Consider the following 17644-nt stretch of genomic DNA (forward strand, 5'->3'; position numbering starts at 1 on the left):
GGTCTTATCCTATTAGTTGATCTCTAGCTGCTGATGGTTGGCGTACTCGCTGATATCTGAAATCAATATCTTGTCGTTAACTTCTACACCCGAGCGAATCTCAATATATTCGTTTGATAGTTCGCCAAAACTGACGGGGAATCGACTGTAGTGAGCGTCTGAATCGCGGCTAACAAAAGCCATAGTGGTGATGTTTTCACGTGCGTAGATTGGCTTTTTCACGAAGTAAGTCGCGTCGATGCTTTTCGTGATAATTTGGCCTTCTACTGTTTGCTCTAGTTTTGGTGCGGCGTTGCCTGATTGATGAATGCTGACATTCACTTTTACATTACCGTCAGTAACCGACGGTGAAATTCGCGTAACTTTGCCTTCAAATACATGACCTCGTGTTTCTACCACGGCCTCTTGGCCTACTTCGATGGTATTGACGTTGTATTCCGGCACGTTAAGTTCTGCGTAAAAGCCCTCTTTACCTATGATGCGAGCAACCTTCACGCCTTTCATAAGTTGCTGACCTACTTCTAAATCAAATTGGTCCAGGTGACCGCTAAATGCGGCAGTGACGGTAAGGTCTTCAACTTGCTTTTGCGAGCGAGCAAGAATTTTTTGGTTCTTTTTGATCTTGGCTAAATGCGCTAAGCGAGTAGAGGCAATTTGCTCTTTTAAATGCTCATACTTTGCTTGTGCCAACTCATATTGGCTATTGAGCATGGTGTTATTTAATTTGGTTTCTTCGTAGTCAATCTTAGAGACAACGTTATCAAGCTTAAGCAGCTTCTCTTGTGCGTCTAAATTGAGCTTACTGATATCGAGTTGCTTTTTAATCTCGAATAATGCGAATTCTTCTTTGATCAGTAATGCTTTGTTTTTTAATACAAGTTCTTGATGTTGTGATTCAAGCTCTTCTAATCCCCAAGAGAGTTCATCAACAATGTTTTGAAGCTCTAGGTTGGTTAATTTCAGGATAGTTTGGCCTTGCTCAACATAGTCGCCGTTTTGAACAAAAACTTCGGTTACGATGCCGTCGACATAGTTTGAGATAACATTAATACGATCTGATTTTATGCTGCCGAATGCTGATACTTTGACCTCTAAAGATCCATACTCAACATTGGCTACTTGAACCTTATTCAGGTCAATTTGGGGAGACAAATTATGAGTAAACGATACTAAGGTAAAGCAAGCGCCAATAGCTGCAAGTACGCCTGCGATTTTGATAAATCGCGGTTTCTTGTTATTCGCTTTCTTTTTATATACGTCCACTTTGGTATTCTCTTCTTTGATAATTAGTACTTTTTGATGGATGCTGCCCCGAGAGGCAGCTCATCAGTGAGCGCACATTGCAGATGTACAGTGTTGATAACGGCTCATGGAATGTGTCCATGTTTGTGCCGATAAACTTACCGTTACTGCCTGTAGCGATAGGCTTTAGCAGCCTCCACTACTTCGGCGTTCTCTACATTGCAATGTGCCCTAATAGGATTCAGCCCTATTAGTTAAGCTCGATACAACAACGTGTACAGCTCATCTCTAAACGTTGCTCAAGTTCTTCAACTTCAATTTCAGCAACAATTAATTCATTTTCATTTACGTCTTTTAATTCTTGGTTGTTATCTAACATTTTGTTTTTCCTTGTTTATTGTTAATTTGTATTGGTTAAAAGTTCTGATTAGTTAGCTGAAATACAGCAGCGTGTGCAGCTCATTTCTAAGCGTTGCTCTAGCTCTTCAACTTCGATTTCTTCAATCATTAATTCAGATTCGTTAACGATTTGGATGTCCATGTTGTTTTCTGACATAGTTATTTCCTTTTTAAGTTATAGTGCTCATTATTGAGCGTTATTCGCAGCAAGGATTTGCTACAAATTCTGGGTGCCCGTTGGGGCAAATTCTGATAAATCACTGTCTACTAGCACGGCTTTTGAATACCACTGAGGGTCGAAACCTGTGATGCGCAATTTGCGGGTAATAAGCAGTGGAATAGCGTTACCGTCTAGCGCGGCAAACTCATTAAGCGCCTCTTTCGAGTCTTTAATGTTTTTGTAGATATATTTGATGCCTTGGCGATCGAGCTCTGCCACTGCTTGCTTGCAGTATGGGCAGGTAGTTTTACCGTACAAAATCGCAGTGACTTCAGCTTGAGTGCTAAAGGCTTGACGGTTATCGATTTCCACCACGCCATTTTTCACCTCAGTCTTTTGACTGAACTTGTAGATTGAAAACGCGGTACCTATCGCTAAAACGGTAAGAAAAGCACCGTAAATTAATGGTTTACTGTTCATTTGAAGCTCCTTGCAAAATAATGCGGCTACGGATTAGCTCTTCAACTAGATTTTGTTTCACGACGTGCAATACATTTTGTTTTTCACGAACAAAGCGAATTGCGCGAACGGCTGTGGCCGACAACACATGAAATTTAAATTGGCGAATATTGAGTAACACGGTTGCGCCTGGGTACTGCAGCAACGCAAATGCGTTGTCGTTAAAATAGAGCGCAAACGGGTCGATATCTTGTTGTGTTGGTGCCTGTAATTGCTGGTGCTCTGGATGTTGAGGCGTACAAGTGACCTTGTGAATATACAGCCAGCCTTCCCAGCTTTCTGGCTCACGATTAATCTCACGAGCCAAAATGTCGAATAAGTGCTTGGTGGTTTGCTCAATGTACTCGGACTTGGCAATAGCACGATTTGGCTTAATCGGCGTTGATGTAATGAGCGAACGCGTGCCGTCGTCGTTGTTGCGAACGAATACTGGGAAAATGTCAGCCATTAGTACGCGAGATAAAAACGCGACACCTTTTCTTGCTTTGATTTGACGGTTAAGAAAGTCAACCGTAAGTAAGCGGTTATCATTTCTGCCCATGCCGCCAATACCCGAGTTACCATCGATGTAGATGAGTAACGAGCCACCCGCTTGATAGAAGTCGACTGCATCGCTAATACCGTTGAAGGACTCTGCATTGAAAAACGTTAGCTTGCCAAACGGCTCTTTCGTGCAGATCTCTTGATGAAAGTCATAAATACGTTCAATTTGTTGTTGCATAACGTCATCAGTAACTAATAACGCGACATCGACACCTTTTGACAGTAAATAGCCCACAATAAGTCGGTATGAACCCAAGTGATAGCTGCAATAAATGCGGTTAGCTTGTGGCGTGATTTGTTCATCCCAGGCTTTTTCGACACGCAAAATGTCTGGGCGGAGTGCTTTGTTTTTTGGCGCATATAGATGACTTACATCAAATTCAGCGCTTACTTGGTTTTCAATCACACGATCGACCATGGCATTGGCAGATAACGTGGTTTGAGCGAAGTCGAAGAATTTAAACATTGCCGATGACATGTTGACGACACGCTCACGATGATGAATGTCACCAGGTGTTGTGGTGTAATACATTGGCGCTTTTTCTTGGATGTATTCACGTCGGCTATTAATAAACGCCTGTGCTCGGTTACTTTGACTCATGGTGTTCACCTACATAATTAGCGAGAAATAGCAGCGTTTCAGAAAAAATCTGGTGGCAAATTTCTTGGTTATCGATGGTTGGATTAAATTCGACAATGTCTGCCCCAATCAGTGTTCTGTCTTCTAATAACAGGCTCAATAACGTCAATAGCTCGTGGTACTGTAGGCCACTAACAACCGGGCTGTTTGTGGCTGGAAATACTGTTGGGTCTAGTACATCCATGTCTAGCGACAAGTAAATTTTTGCGTGCTCTGGCAGCCCTAATACTTGCTTGATATTTTGTTGTCTAAGTACGTTAAGCGTGTCTCTAATACCAAAGGTGGTCATTCTGTCGTTCGTTTGCGTGCCTAAATTATTCATGCCACGAATACCAAATTGGAATACATGGCTAAGAGCAGGCAGTTCGTTCAAGCTTTTCGTCAGAAAATTGCCATGATGGTTAACGCAATGCTCGCCATAAATGTCATCTACCGGGGTTTGGTATAAGTCGGTATGTGCATCAATGTGAATTAAGTAAAACTCATCATGTTGCGCTGCAATGCCTTTCAAAATTGGATAGGTAATTGAGTGATCACCACCAAAATAAATGGGTGAGATATTACGCTCGCTAAAGTGCTTGCTCAGCAACGTGAGTTGTTTGAAGATTTTGCTGTTGTCTTCATATGGGTAGAAATAGAAATCACCGATATCAGAGATTGTTTTGTTGGTGATTTTGCTTTTTAGTCCACTAAAATCTACCGTGTTGTCGATGCGGATATATTTAGTAATATCTGGCTCTTTCGACATACTTTGATGGGTAACACCTCGGCTTTTTAACCAGCTTCTCGCAGCATTTGTCGCCTTGTCGCAACCACCACTGATTTGATTGCCTCGGCTATAGGGCACACCAACAAAACAACTATCGTTGTTTTTCAGTTGATATAAATTTGCGCCAAGTCCCAGGATGCTATACGGCTGGTTATAGACGTTTAAGCTGTCTTGGTAAGATTGGTCTTTGCCAATTAAAATCGCTTTATCGTTTAAGTAGCTAATTACCTGCTGAACAAAGTGTGAATTTGCGTCTTCTGGTAGTGCTTGGTGCTCACTGAAGTACTTCACAACTTGTGCTTCTTTTGCACCTAAAACAAACTCTTTTTGCGTGATATTGTGGCGCACCAAGCACTTGCCTTCATCTCGTGCGAGTACTGAAATAGCATCGCTTAATTTGAATTGTTCAAGCACGTTTTTGATTGAGGTCGACAGCGTCATTACTTAGCTCCTCTTACTAATGTAGAAATACCAAGTAACGCTTTACACATTCTTACGACTAGGACGCAGTAGGCAACGCCAAGGATAAAGAAGTAACCCATTCGTCCAATAACCATGCTGTAAGTTGCAAAAGAATGAGCAGCGAGCATTTGTGTTGTCAGTGTTTCTTTAATTTCAGCGGCTGAGCTAACGATTTCAATACCTAGCGATGCCAGCACGTAGCAAATAAAGGTTAAGAAAAAGAGTGAGCCAACTGCGTAGTAAAATAGTGCCGGTTGTTCAGCTTGTGCCTGTTTAACGCGAGTTAGGAAGCTTTGACCGTTGTCAGTAAATAACCCCGTTACTAACTCAGTCGACTTTTGACGCAAGTTTGGCAATTTAAATAAGTCGCTGTAGATCCAGTAGCCATCGAAGCGCAAGAATGGCGATAGATTTAAAATCGTACTGTTTAAAATAATGTAGATGGCGAATACCGCAATTAGGCTACCTGTCATTGCGCCATAAAAAGCGATGCAACCGGCAAACAAAAACTGAAAGTAAGAGCCGCCCACGTTAACAACGGTGCGTTTAGCAACTGATAAGCTCCATGCTTTTGACATGTCTGAGTAAAAAACAGGGAAGATGAGGTAAACACCGACACCAACTTTGTCGATACCTGCGCCGTAGCGTGCTCCGGCAGATGTATGGCCTAGCTCATGTATCAGGTAGCTACAAATAACCATGAGGTAGAGCCAGACATAATCTTCTGGTGTGAATAACATGGGAAATGCGACAACCGCATTCCAGCTCAATGCGCTAAAGTGTTCACTAGTAAATAACATGGCAAATGCCACGAGTGATAAAATGATTGATAAGGTTGCAACCACCGGGCTATAAAAAATCTTTAATGCAGAAGATGAGGCGACCACGAACTTTTCAGTTAATACTGGTACGGCAAATTTAATGTACTGCTCGAAATAATCTGATGTTTTCTCTTTGGTATTTGCGTGAGAAATTAAACCAAGTTCAGGTAATTTTTTGTCTAATAGAAAAACAACGTGCTCTTCTTTGACTTTATGGTTTTGTGTCAGTGTGCCGACGATCTCGCTAATGCTATTACCAGCTTTTAACAGCATTAGTAATTCGGCAATGACTTTGCTGACATAAAAGTTACGTGCGCCTTTGCTAACGAAAAACTCTTTTCCTGGTGTTGAGTTTTCATTCTCGACAATATAAATATCGGGAGAAACTTGATACTGTTCCATGTGATTCCTTGACCTATAACTTAGACAAAATTGCGCACGTAATAACGGATGATTAACCTAGGGTTAAATCTTGCCGCCTTTGAATTTGCAGTGTGGGTAATTCACACAACGATTTGGGTCTTTTGATAACGAAGTTACAAACTCACCTAGTGGTGTCGGTGAAGTAAACTCTTCAGCAGAAGCAGCTGTTGTTGCAGTAGGAATAAACAAGCTACAAACAAATAATGATAAAGCGCCTTTTTTTAATGAAACGATATGTTGTGCAATAGTATTTTTGTTTTTCATGACATCAGTTCCTTATTTATTAGTATTAAGTTTTGGCTTTAGCCATTTCCGCTGGTTAACCACTCAACCAAATTTGTTATTGGTAAAACTTGCTTGGTTAAGTAAAGGCAACTGAGCGTCAATTTGATTTCGGTTGCCAACACTTGTTTGCGGTGTGAACTGACAATGCGATTATTTGTCTGACAAAACTTTATAGTTGATGAAATGAAAGGTAATATTTGCACTTGAATTACTTTATAAAAGTTTATAAAGTTACTTAAGCTACTGATATTATTTTAATTATTTGACTGCTGGTCAGATGTGGTATTCTTTGAAAAATTCAATTAATACTTCAATATTGGGTTCGAAATTCTTATTTTTGAGTGTGATGATGGAATATCTAATACACGAAGACTGCTTTTTTTGTGTCAATTCTAATGTCTTAAGGCATCAAGTTGGCAATGAAACGAGAGAGATCACACTCGATAATCTTGAGTCAAAACTGCTCTCACACTTCATTCGCCATCAGGGCAAAACCATCTCAAAAAATGAGTTGATGGAACTGTGGAATACGCAATATGTGATGGAACATTCACTAACGCGTGTTATTTCTACGCTGAGAAAAAAACTCGATAACTTAAATAATTTAGCCTCATTAATAAAAACCATTCCTCGAGAAGGCTACCAATATATTGGTAGTGCCATTGTTGAACAGCAAACTCCCGTTGTAGAGTTGCCAGAAAACACTGAACCAAGCCCAGTGATTCAAGCCGCGCCAAACCTAAAAGCGCTTTATTTTCTGATTGCTACGTTAATTATTGCGTTACTTGTGATTGGTGTGATGTGGTCCAAAGACACACGAGAAGATTCGGTTGCACAACCCTATGTATACGAGGTGATGGATAACGGCTCGTTGAAAGAAGACGCTACCATGAACCCTGATGGTGAAACCTTAGTGTATTCGTCTCAAATTCCTGGTGAGCGTTGGTCGTTAAAAATAGTATCGCTAAATAGCCAGTTTACCCGCCATCATAAAGTGGAAGGTTACGACTTAATTTCGCCTGCCTGGATAGATGAAGAAACCCTCGTATATGTGATGTCGAGCAGCGACCATTGCTCTATTCGAAAAATCGACATCTATAAATCGCCTGAAAATAACATTGGCAGCCCAATAAGTAGCTGTAACGTAAAAGATCCAAGTCGAGCACTGGTGGTGTTAGACAGCAATACCTTGTTGGTATCAGATAGTGAAGCGATAAATATTCCGAAGCAATTAATAAAAATCGACATTGATACGGGTGAAAAAACAGTGCTGCATAAAGATAGCAACACGGGCACTGGAGCGTATCGTCTGTTTGTTAGCCCAAATAAAGATTTTGTTGCAACACTTTCAAGCGATAACTGGTTTGATACTGATATTCAAATTTTTAAAGCGACTGAACTCAACTCGCCTATTTGGCACAAGCAAGTTGATTATCCGCTATTTTCTGTCTCGTTAGGTGATGACGAGGTGGTTTATAAAGATGAAACAGGGCGCTTCAAAAGCATTGATTTTTTAAGTGAGAATAGCCGTAAAAACGTGATTCCACTTGTGATCACACGGCCTGTATACTCACCAACGTTTGCTAAAAATGGCTTTTTCTTTACTGAAGGCGATAAGTTTAACCACAGAATTGTGCTAGAGAACTTTAGCAATGGCGAGCATCAGGTCTTAAACGAAATAGACAGTGTATCAACCCGTTCGCCATTATTACTTGATGATGGACAGGTGTTGCTATACGCCTCTAACCAAACGGGTATCAACCAGATTTGGCAGAAGAATTTAGTCACAGGTAAGCACGAGCAAATCTCGAGCTTTGATACCTCGTATCATATCGAAGGTATCGTGGTTAATGAGGCCGAAACCGAAATAGCCGTTGAAACAAACCGAGGTATTATTTTCGGTGAATTTGATGTTGTGGGTAAAATTGTAAACCCACAATTGATCCGTGGTAGCCTACCCGCCTTTTGGCAAGGTGATTTACTGTATAGCTTAAAAGATGATGGCAAAAGTACGGTATATCAGTACGTAAAAGAAAGCCAAACCAGCAAAGTACTGCTTGAAAACGGTGCGTATAAAACGGTTATTGATGCAGGCAAGCTCTATTATTCAAAATATCATGCAAGTGGCATTTGGCAGTACAATGAAGCCGCGCAAGATACCTTGATTTACACGCCTAATTCCTCTCATGTAGGTGAAGAGTGGGATGTATTTGGCAACCACATCTACATGCGAGAGCAAAAAGACACCATCAATAAAGTCGCGATTAGTGATGACGCAAACCAGACATTAGAAGTGATGAAAATGGATTGTATTCGCCTAAACATTGTTGCTGAAAATAAGTGTTTATTTAGTGTCGGTGAGCCTTCCGCAAACCGATTGTTACGCTATAGCTTCGACTAGTTAAAGGGTTAAATACCTTGGCGAGACTGCTGTAAAGTATCTGGTCGCAAATGAACCATGATCGGTGTCACACTAAAAATAGATGATGCTCGCTCTGTAGCAATGCTTAGCATATGGTTTTCCATGTTGTGCTGATAAAAGTACAAACGTTGGCATTCAACGCCTTCTGACGTTTTTGGCTCATCAGGTGCGGCTAGCAGTTTTGAAAAATTAAGTGATAACGAATGACTAATACCTGATTGAGTCACCTTGGTATAAGCTTCTTTTGCTGTCCATAGTCGATAAAAATTCTCGGCTGTCCAGCCGACGTTATCCAACGTATTGACTTCTTGTGAACAAAAATACTCGTCTGAAAGCCCCCTGAAGTCGCGATTTTTAATCGCTTCAATATCAACGCCTAGGTTGTGTTCAACTGAGCTTAATGCCACAACGACCAAATTTTTCGCGTGGGAAATAGACTTATAAAAGAGATTATCCCCCAAACGAATTTGATTGAAATTCGGCATTTCATAGTGAGTAAAATTTATCAGCTCATTTAACTGATTCAGACTATATGCAAGCAATACGCGGCCAAGCAGAAACTGTTGTTGGCGCTGTTTAGTTTTAAACGCATCAAACCGCACTTTTTCCTCTGAATTCAACAATGATTGCCAATAGCACAAATGGTTGGCAAACCAATCACTGGTGATATCGGCGTAGCAAATCAGCGTGTTATTAACGTTATGTAATGCTTGGTTATTCATAGATAAATGAAGGTGTTACTGTTGAATATTATGGGCACAAGCGTCTTTTTGCGCTTGCTTCGCTTTTACTGATTTATCTGCCATCGCTGCCAAAATCGCGTTATTACAGGCTTTATCTTGTGCCGACAGTTTTTTAGCGTTATCGCCGAACGAAATTTGTGTTCGGCGGGCATAATCTTGTTGTTTGGCGATAGCGCGTTGTCGCTCAAGGGCATGCTGTTCTCTTTTACGATCGGCAATAACGTTTTGTTGTTGTGTAATTATCTGCTGATTGGATTTTGAAAGCTCACCACCCAACCAGCTAGCAAACCAAAGGAAAGTGCCAAACTTGATAAACCAGAATAAGGTAAAGGCGAAAAGGATCGCAAAGATTAAGGCCAGTGTTTTCTTGAGGTTTAATTCCATCTAAATTTTCTCCATGAAGCAAATATAGGCTAATCGAAAACTGAAGATAATCCAATGATTAACATACAAAAATATATAGAGATATATCTGATGTCTTTATATTTGTATTAGTTATGTTAACGTTGTGGGCCCGTTTTAAGTTAAGGAATGGATTCTAATTAGAATTAAGGGATTATCTAATGAAAACGATAGCTAAATGGCTAACACTTGCCATGATCATAAGTGTGATTTTCTTTGTTGAAATGAATGACTCAGTAAAGCTAAATGCGCCTAGCATGGTGGGAAGCACTGTCGAAGAAACTAAACACGAAATAGTGAGTCATCAAAATCATGAAGACAATCTAAAGGCCGTTGTCGATAATGTTTCTCAATTTACATTTCAAGAGTATTTAGAAGACATAAATGATATCGACAGGACTCGCTATGAACAGCTTAATGACCGACTGTTTGGGATCTTGGCATTCAAAACGAAAGCGGAATATGACGTGTTGCGGCGCCATGGATTTCCGTCTATTGATGACTTTGAATATGTCGACATTCGCGACACGCGGGAACTTTCTAATCAACTGTATAATAGTATTAACCATTATCCTGAGTTTTCTGAAGGGGATGGGGTGAGTTACCATGCGTTAAGTACATTGAACCTACTTCAATCGCTTGCGGATTTGGAAAAAACCGTGCGGTACTACATTCCTGAGTATCAGCAAGGAGATAAATTTCCTAGAGATAATGACTGGCCTGAGGGCGAGAGACCTGAGCAAGTAACCGATCAATTTAAAAACATCGTGTTATCTTACTCTGTTGTTAAGGATGCTTCAGCTTTCGAATTACTGGCGCAGGCAAGATATCAGCAATTTGCTTTTAACGCTGATGATAATAACGATAAACGAGTGGTTGAAAAACTCGCTCAGGCAAACAAGCTATTAAAAGGAAATTCGAACCTTGAAGTGTATGTTAAATCTAACTACGCAGGTGAATTAGCGTACTTTTACGAGCTATCAAAAAAATAAGTAAACGTTCTAAATTAAAAAAGGGAGTATTAGCTCCCCTTTTTATTCTGTGATTTCTGCCAAAGAGAATACACACCGGCATATTGAATTAGATAAACTTTATTGAAAGAGTGCTACTCAATATTCTGGATCTGCTCGCGCATTTGCTCGATTAATACTTTCAATTCAACCGCAGCGGCTGTGATGTCAGCATTAATTGATTTTGAGCCAAGGGTGTTAGCTTCACGATTGAATTCTTGCATCATGAAGTCTAAGCGACGGCCTTGTGGGCCACCTTTTTTCAAGATCTTTTGTGTTTCTTTTACGTGGCTGTATAAACGGTCGATTTCTTCATCTACATCCATTTTTTGAGCAAGTAATACAAGCTCTTGTTCTAAACGTTGTGACTCTGGTTCAATGCCAGCGTCGTTGAACTTTTCGATAATGCGGTCACGTTGCCATTGAATAATTTCTGGCATGTGGGCTTTTACATTGTTTGCTTGCTCTGTAATCGCGTCTAAGCGTTGTTCAATTAACGCTTTCATGTTGCTACCTTCACTTGCACGTGCGGCGATGAAGTCTTTAAGCGCTTGATCAAAGCCCGCTAAAATTTCAGCTTGAATTGCGTCCATGTCTGACTCTTCAGCTTCCATTACACCAGGCCAGCGCATAATTTCTAATGGGTTAATTTGGCTATTTAACGTTTGCTCGTTCACCCAGTTTGCGTGTTTGATTAACTCGTTCGCTAAATTCTGGTTGAGTGTTAAATTGCTTTTTGCGGCAGGGTTTGCGTTGAAGCGCAATGCACATTCAACTTTGCCGCGATTTAATTGCTTGCGAAAACGTTCGCGTAATACCGGCTCTAAGCTACGAAATTGCTCTGGTAAGCGGAAGTAAGTTTCTAAAAATCGTTGGTTAACACTGCGGATTTCCCACACGGCGTTACCCCAGTCACCTTTTACCTCAACACGAGCAAAGGCAGTCATACTATGGATCATAAAATCTTTCCTATTAATTAGTTTTATAAGAATGAACCAGTGAATTATGCCTGAGCTGTTACGTTGTCGCTAGTAAAACCACCGCACTAAATAATCTGTTTACAGATAATTGATGTGTTTATCGACTTTTTAACAATAAGGTAAAATGCTTATCCGCGATAAAGCTCGTTAGCGGGTTTATACATTACCCAAGACGCTAATACGTATTTGTCGTTTGATATCGGTGTTCTACCGCGATGAGTATGGGTGAAGCCACAAGGCGAGAGTACTAAACTGCCAGTCGTCGGTTTTATGCTAGCTTGCTGATACAAGAAGTCGGTTTCACCACCTTCTGGGACATCATTTAAGTATATGAGCCATAGCAGGGTACGATGCAAACTCTTTTGATTGGCATCGGTTGGGTGTGGGTAATGCTCAGAATGCCAATGACCAAAGTTGCCTTTTCCTGCATCGTACTTTTGCATGTTGATATCGTCTAAAACAAAAATACTTTGAATGATTGATGTGAGCTTACTCTCGGGCAATTGCGGGATCATCTCAGGGGTTAGGGTTGTGAGTTTGCCCGTTTTCTCGTCTTGGATGCTAGGGCTAATCGCACCGGTAATAATATGCGGGTAGGCTTTAACATATTGAACTAAGCCTTGTAACACGAGGGCGTTGATTTGTTGGTGCTCTTGTTGCCAGTTTGCCAAGGTAGAAAGGTGAATATCCGTGCTGTTTTTCTTGCTGGTATCGACACCTGAACCAATACGCCCCTGTTGCTTATTGGGCTCTTGTTCGAATTTTTCTACTAACTGTTGGCAATAATCTGATGAAAGGGCGTGTTTAAATTCAACGATGAAGTGCTGCATAGTGTTGTTATTATTGTGATGCTCTACTGGCTGTTAACTTTATATTAACAAGGCGAGTAACACCAGAAGTAAAAAGGAGCCTTATGGCTCCTTTTTTAAGCGGTTTTCCATTGTTGCTTAATATGCTCAGCAACACGGAATGAGTTAGCGTAAATGGTATAGGTGTATGGCACACTACCACCCGTTGGCATAAATGAACCGTCTGTCACGTATAGGTTGTTCACCTCGTGTGCTCGGCAGTTTTTATTTAGCACCGAGGTATTTGGATCATCGCCAAAGCGACAGCCTCCGGCCATTAAGTTAGTTGGCGGATACGAGCTGACCGATGAAGAAACGTTCTTCGCGCCCATGGCTTTTAATACCGTTTCGGCTTTCTCAGCAATGTATTCACCTACTTTTAAGTCGTGCTCATGAAAACCAATACGCACTTTAGCGACAGCATCGCCCCATTTGTCAGTAACATCAGGATCAAGCTCAACAAAACAATTGTCGGTTGGTAACCAGTCGTTAAACACTTCAAAACGTAATGTTTTATAGGTGGTGAACTCTTGTTTTAGGTTTGTTTTTAATTGCTCACCCCAAACAAGGTTGTCGTTGTTGTCGTATTGCGAACCACGTGCACGGGCAATTGGATTTTGATAGAACAGAAAATCAATGGTGCCGCCTTTTGCGCGTTTGCCAAATGCTTTATCGTCTATCTCATACCAATCTTGTAGTGCGCGGTTAAGAAATGGTCCTACAACGCGCAGTTGTGCTTCTTGATTATCTGTTAAGTCGTCAAAAAAGAAGTCACCTCGACCAGTACCACCAGCGCTAAATACTAAGTTTTTGCCGACTTGGCCGTGATTATTTGCCAAGCCATTTGGGAACTTTTTGCCCTTAGAAGCCAGTAATAGTCGTGAGGTTTCAACTGCTTGGCAAGCAACCACATAGATCTTTGCTTTTACTTCAACGCTACGACGTTTTTTGTCGTAGTACCAAACCCCTGAAATTTCACCGTTATCGTCGGTAGCGATCTTGTACACTTTGGCATGTGGCGTAATGGTACAGTTACCTGTTGCCACCGCATGGTTTAATAGTGCTGCACGGCCACTACCTTTGGCACCTGAAGAGCAGCCATAGCTACTACAATACCCTGAGTATTCACAACTTCTTCTTCCCATGGCTGGTTGCGACAATACGGCGCGTGCTACAGGTAAGCTGTGGTAGTTCATCTCGCTGGCGGTTTTATCTATCCAGCTAGCAACCGGGTGCTCTGCAATAGGTGGAAATGGGTAGTCAGCTTCACTGCGAGGCTCTTTGTAAGGGTGATCTACAACCTTACCAGATACTCCCACTAAGTGATCTACCTTGGTATAAAACGGCTCTAGCTCGTCATAACTAATTGGCCAGTCGGCCACGTTAGCGCCTTCGATTGCGCCAAATTCTGATTTCAAACGAAAGTCGATGGGTTTTAAACGATGAAAGTAACCACTCATAAAGTTTGAAGATCCACCTACAACAGTGCCGTTCCAAAAGGTCCAGCCTGAATCGCTAGTCGCTTCTTTTTGCCAGAACGACTCGCCATTCGCGTCTTCGTACTCTTCTTCAATAACGTGCTGCTCTTCCGTTAATTTCGGGTTGTATGCGTCACGTAAACTAATTGCAATCTCGTCTTTGTAGAAGTCGTCTTCGGTTAGCCATGGGCCTTTTTCTAATACAACTACTTTTGCGCCGGCTTTCGACAATTCATAGGCAATAGGCGATGCACCAGCACCACTGCCGATAATACAAATATCATAACTCATGACTTAGTCGATTCCTCTTTGGTCACTTGGCTGACGGAAATGCGGTGACTACCTGGTAGTTCGAAATAACGTTTGCCTTTAGGCGGTAATGGGAAACCCGCTTGATGTTCAAGCCACTGCCAGCCAATACCGTCTGGGTTGCCGCCATAACTTGGCGCGGAAAGCGACGCTTCATAAATATAATTAATTAGCGTGTTAATCCAGTTATAGCCGGCGTCAGAATTGCTGATCGCGCGCAGCATTTTTTCTTTCGTTGCGGTATCAAGCGCAGCGAAGTCTTGTTGGGTTTGGCTTTGACTATAGCCATTTAACCAACCTACCCCTTTTTTGATGAAGTCTTTTTCAGCTTCGTCTACTGGTTGTGTTTTGATTAACACATAAAGGTATTGGGTAATTTGTAGCTCTTTAGCACCAGGGCCTGATTCAGAACTCGGTAATAAATGATTAACCACAGCATCAAGTGTTAACCAAGGCTCTTGACTTAAATTAACCGTTGATGTGTTACCTGAAAGTGCAATGCTTGGCATGGCGACAATCGCGGTAGCGCCAGCGGCTGATTTCAGCACACTTCGACGTGATACTTTATTTTTGTACCAACTGGGTGTTTGGTAGTGCTTATCGAAAAACGACACAAGTTCCTCCTAGTTACCTGCTTGAATAGCTAATGCTTTTTCACCTTCAGGTTGCCAGTTTTCGATAAACGTTAACCATTGCGTACGTGAGTAGCTTTCGTCATCTAAAAACTCAGCGGTATCTTTCGACAATAACATTTTGCCCGTTGCTGTCGTAACGTACATGTGTGGATAACCTTCAACTGGCGGTAAGCCTTTCATAAAGTCGGCGTTTTCGTTTGAATCGCTAACATTTACTTTTAATAGCACAAAATTACTATGAAGTTTTTGATAAATATCAGGATTGTCTTTTAAAAACTTGTCCATTTTGTGACACCAACCACACCACTCACCACCAATTTTGATCAGAATGTTACGGTCAGTTTCTTTAGCAAGGTTAATGGCATGAAGCGCGTCTTTGAACGGATCGCGAGTATCGTCAAACGCTTTACTGTATTGAGGTAAGGTATGTTCTAACGGAGAAGCCGACACTTGGCTGGTAAAAGCAAGTGCCAGCGTTAATAGCGCACTAAAAGCGAATTTCATTATACTGATTTCCCATTTTCTTAAGTAACGTACTAACAGACCTTGTGAGTTAATACATTCTTTCAATACGTTAAAATCAGTATAAGGTATCAATTAGTTTATGTCGCCTCCGATTGGCAAGCCACTCGGTACCCGCTCTGGGATCTGGCGTGATAAGGACGGCGTATTTAATGTACGTAAAAAAGCTTCGAGCTTACCGAAGTCATCGTCGCCAAGACTAACATCTAAGTCGTCCCGACCTTCATAGAGACTAATGGCGCTACCAAGTGTTTCTCGCTCACCTGTGTGCATGTATGGAGCGGTTGCTGAAATATTACGAAGGCTGGGTGTTCGCACTGCGGGCGAATGTTCTAATACCGGTTGTGTTTCGTGAATCAGGTTATCGGAAAGCATAGGACCACTGTGGCAGCGGGCACAGCCAGCGTCGATAAATTTATTTAAGCCAGCAACTTCTTCAGCGTTGAAAACCGAAGTATCACCTGCAATGAATTGGTCAAAGCGACTATTACCTGCGAATAATGTTCGTTGGTACGTTGCCAGCGCTTTTGCCACCAGCGACATGGTGATTTGTTCTTCATTGGGAAACGCTTCACTAAAGAGTGCTTGGTACTCTTGAATATTGGCTAATCGTGCTTCAATGGTGGGGAAAATGTCCGCTTCACTTATTGCTTCACCACGCATTTCAATGGCATTAGCAATTGGGCCCAGGCTTTGTGTTTCAAGTGAGTCAGCGCGTAAATCCCAAAAATAAGGGCCGGCAATGAAGTTATCTGGATCCGTGTTTAATTGAAACCCTGTGAATGCTGTATTTGCAACCGTCGGTGCATGAATGGGGGTTTCAGCAAAACCAATGCGGTCAGGGCCAAGGCCGACACCATCGACACCAATAGAGAATTTTCGCCCATCCGCCCAGCCAAAATCAGGATGGTGACAGCTGGCACAGGCAACGTTTTCGTCACCGGATAATATTGGGTCCCAAAAGAGAAATTCACCAAGCTTGGCTTTTGCCTCTGTGTACTGATTGTCTTGAGGGAAAATGGCTTGTTGAGGGAGTGCGCTAAAATGATTTGTATAATCATCTCGTACAGTTGTATCACCTTCGTCTTCTTGACAGCCAGCAAGTAAGCCACAGAAAACAGCTAATGCGATAAGTTTTTGCATGATAACACCTTCATATCACGTTTCGGATGCATGAAGTTAGCATGCTGTATGTCTAAAAAATGTCGAATGGTGGGAGTCTTGGTGCAAATAAGATTTTATCGCACTGGCTGTGTCATATTTGCTCACATGGCATTATAATTACGCCAATTTTAGTTTTATAGGAATGTCATATCATGCGTCCAAGTGGTAGAACTCCGGGACAGATTCGTCCAGTAACCATTACTCGTAAGTTCACAGCACACGCTGAAGGTTCAATTTTAATCGAATTTGGTGACACAAAAGTCATCTGTACTGCTACGGTTGAAGAAGGTGTGCCACGCTTTTTAAAAGGCCAAGGTAAAGGTTGGGTGACGGCTGAATACGGTATGTTACCGCGTTCTACTCATACTCGTATGCGTCGTGAAGCTGCTTCTGGTAAACAAGGCGGTCGCACAATGGAAATTCAACGTTTAATTGCTCGTTCATTACGTGCTGCGGTTGATTTAACGGCATTAGGTGAAAACACAATAACAATTGATTGTGACGTGATTCAAGCTGACGGTGGTACACGTACCGCGTCTATCACAGGTGCATGTGTTGCATTAGTTGAAGCGCTTAACTACATGCGTGCAAAAGAAATCATCAAAACTAACCCGTTAAAGCACATGATCGCTGCGGTTTCTGTAGGGATTTATCAAGGTGTACCAATTGCTGATTTAGAATATGTTGAAGACTCAGCAGCTGAAACAGACATGAACGTTGTGATGACTGACACTGGCAAGTTAATTGAAGTACAAGGTACGGCAGAAGAAGAGCCGTTCAGCTTCGATGAAATGAATGAAATGATGCAGTTAGCAAAACACGGTATTAACGAACTATTCGACGCACAAAAATCAGCGTTAAACTAAGT

Annotated in this window: 19 protein-coding genes; 3 read left to right on the top strand and 16 right to left on the bottom strand. The window is 41.7% G+C overall.

Annotated features, from left to right (window positions below):
• Positions 1-12: 12 nt before the first annotated feature.
• From QQK05_RS12455 to QQK05_RS12490, 8 genes are all read right to left on the bottom strand, one after another.
• Entirely contained in the window at positions 13-1263 is a 1251-nt protein-coding gene (locus QQK05_RS12455; RefSeq protein WP_284299052.1) for an efflux RND transporter periplasmic adaptor subunit, read from the bottom strand.
• Between the two features lie 229 nt (positions 1264-1492).
• Complete coding sequence (locus QQK05_RS12460; protein WP_284299054.1) at positions 1493-1621, bottom strand: hypothetical protein; 129 nt, start codon at positions 1619-1621, stop codon at positions 1493-1495.
• Positions 1622-1669: 48 nt separating this feature from the next.
• Positions 1670-1798: a hypothetical protein gene (locus QQK05_RS12465; protein WP_284299056.1), complete on the bottom strand. Its 129-nt coding sequence runs from the start codon at positions 1796-1798 to the stop codon at positions 1670-1672.
• 60 nt (positions 1799-1858) lie between these two features.
• Positions 1859-2281 carry a glutaredoxin family protein gene (locus QQK05_RS12470; protein ID WP_284299058.1) on the bottom strand — a complete coding sequence of 141 codons (423 nt, stop codon included), beginning with the start codon at positions 2279-2281 and terminating at the stop codon, positions 1859-1861.
• Positions 2271-3464 (bottom strand): LpxL/LpxP family acyltransferase, encoded by a 1194-nt coding sequence (locus QQK05_RS12475; protein ID WP_284299060.1) that lies wholly within the window; start codon positions 3462-3464, stop codon positions 2271-2273. The genes QQK05_RS12470 and QQK05_RS12475 overlap by 11 nt, the downstream gene beginning before the upstream one ends.
• Positions 3451-4713 (bottom strand): arginase family protein, encoded by a 1263-nt coding sequence (locus tag QQK05_RS12480; protein ID WP_284299062.1) that lies wholly within the window; start codon positions 4711-4713, stop codon positions 3451-3453. Before QQK05_RS12480 ends, QQK05_RS12475 begins: the two co-directional genes overlap by 14 nt.
• Positions 4713-5957 (bottom strand): hypothetical protein, encoded by a 1245-nt coding sequence (locus tag QQK05_RS12485; RefSeq protein WP_284299064.1) that lies wholly within the window; start codon positions 5955-5957, stop codon positions 4713-4715. The genes QQK05_RS12480 and QQK05_RS12485 overlap by 1 nt, the downstream gene beginning before the upstream one ends.
• A gap of 63 nt (positions 5958-6020) precedes the next feature.
• On the bottom strand, positions 6021-6242 hold the full coding sequence (locus QQK05_RS12490; RefSeq protein WP_284299066.1) for a hypothetical protein: 222 nt from the start codon (positions 6240-6242) through the stop codon (positions 6021-6023).
• Positions 6243-6612: 370 nt separating this feature from the next.
• Here QQK05_RS12490 and QQK05_RS12495 point away from each other — a divergent pair, with 370 nt between their 5' ends.
• Positions 6613-8664, top strand: coding sequence for a winged helix-turn-helix domain-containing protein (locus QQK05_RS12495; RefSeq protein WP_284299067.1), 2052 nt, complete (start codon positions 6613-6615; stop codon positions 8662-8664).
• An 8-nt stretch (positions 8665-8672) separates the two neighbouring features.
• Here QQK05_RS12495 and QQK05_RS12500 read toward each other — a convergent pair whose 3' ends face one another.
• Positions 8673-9407 carry a 4'-phosphopantetheinyl transferase family protein gene (locus QQK05_RS12500; protein ID WP_284299069.1) on the bottom strand — a complete coding sequence of 245 codons (735 nt, stop codon included), beginning with the start codon at positions 9405-9407 and terminating at the stop codon, positions 8673-8675.
• Positions 9408-9422: 15 nt separating this feature from the next.
• Positions 9423-9812, bottom strand: coding sequence for a hypothetical protein (locus QQK05_RS12505; RefSeq protein ID WP_284299071.1), 390 nt, complete (start codon positions 9810-9812; stop codon positions 9423-9425).
• Between the two features lie 179 nt (positions 9813-9991).
• Between QQK05_RS12505 and QQK05_RS12510 the strand changes: the two genes are divergently transcribed.
• A complete protein-coding gene (locus tag QQK05_RS12510; protein WP_284299073.1) occupies positions 9992-10822 on the top strand; it encodes a hypothetical protein in 831 nt (276 codons plus the stop codon).
• A 113-nt stretch (positions 10823-10935) separates the two neighbouring features.
• Here the strand turns inward: QQK05_RS12510 and QQK05_RS12515 are convergent, their stop codons facing one another.
• From QQK05_RS12515 to QQK05_RS12540, 6 genes are all read right to left on the bottom strand, one after another.
• Positions 10936-11799, bottom strand: coding sequence for a YicC/YloC family endoribonuclease (locus tag QQK05_RS12515; RefSeq protein ID WP_284299076.1), 864 nt, complete (start codon positions 11797-11799; stop codon positions 10936-10938).
• 149 nt (positions 11800-11948) lie between these two features.
• A complete protein-coding gene (locus QQK05_RS12520) occupies positions 11949-12650 on the bottom strand; it encodes a 2OG-Fe(II) oxygenase (RefSeq protein ID WP_284299078.1) in 702 nt (233 codons plus the stop codon).
• 95 nt (positions 12651-12745) lie between these two features.
• Positions 12746-14437: a GMC family oxidoreductase gene (locus QQK05_RS12525; protein ID WP_284299080.1), complete on the bottom strand. Its 1692-nt coding sequence runs from the start codon at positions 14435-14437 to the stop codon at positions 12746-12748.
• Complete coding sequence (locus tag QQK05_RS12530; RefSeq protein ID WP_284299082.1) at positions 14434-15069, bottom strand: gluconate 2-dehydrogenase subunit 3 family protein; 636 nt, start codon at positions 15067-15069, stop codon at positions 14434-14436. The genes QQK05_RS12525 and QQK05_RS12530 overlap by 4 nt, the downstream gene beginning before the upstream one ends.
• A gap of 9 nt (positions 15070-15078) precedes the next feature.
• Positions 15079-15594, bottom strand: coding sequence for a thioredoxin family protein (locus QQK05_RS12535; protein WP_284299084.1), 516 nt, complete (start codon positions 15592-15594; stop codon positions 15079-15081).
• Between the two features lie 93 nt (positions 15595-15687).
• Positions 15688-16755, bottom strand: coding sequence for a cytochrome-c peroxidase (locus QQK05_RS12540; protein WP_284299086.1), 1068 nt, complete (start codon positions 16753-16755; stop codon positions 15688-15690).
• Between the two features lie 173 nt (positions 16756-16928).
• Between QQK05_RS12540 and rph the strand changes: the two genes are divergently transcribed.
• A complete protein-coding gene (gene rph / locus QQK05_RS12545) occupies positions 16929-17642 on the top strand; it encodes a ribonuclease PH (protein WP_284299087.1) in 714 nt (237 codons plus the stop codon).
• The last annotated feature ends 2 nt before the right edge of the window (positions 17643-17644 follow it).

The organism is Thalassotalea loyana (assembly GCF_030161435.1).
Classification (GTDB): Bacteria; Pseudomonadota; Gammaproteobacteria; order Enterobacterales; family Alteromonadaceae; genus Thalassotalea_G; species Thalassotalea_G loyana.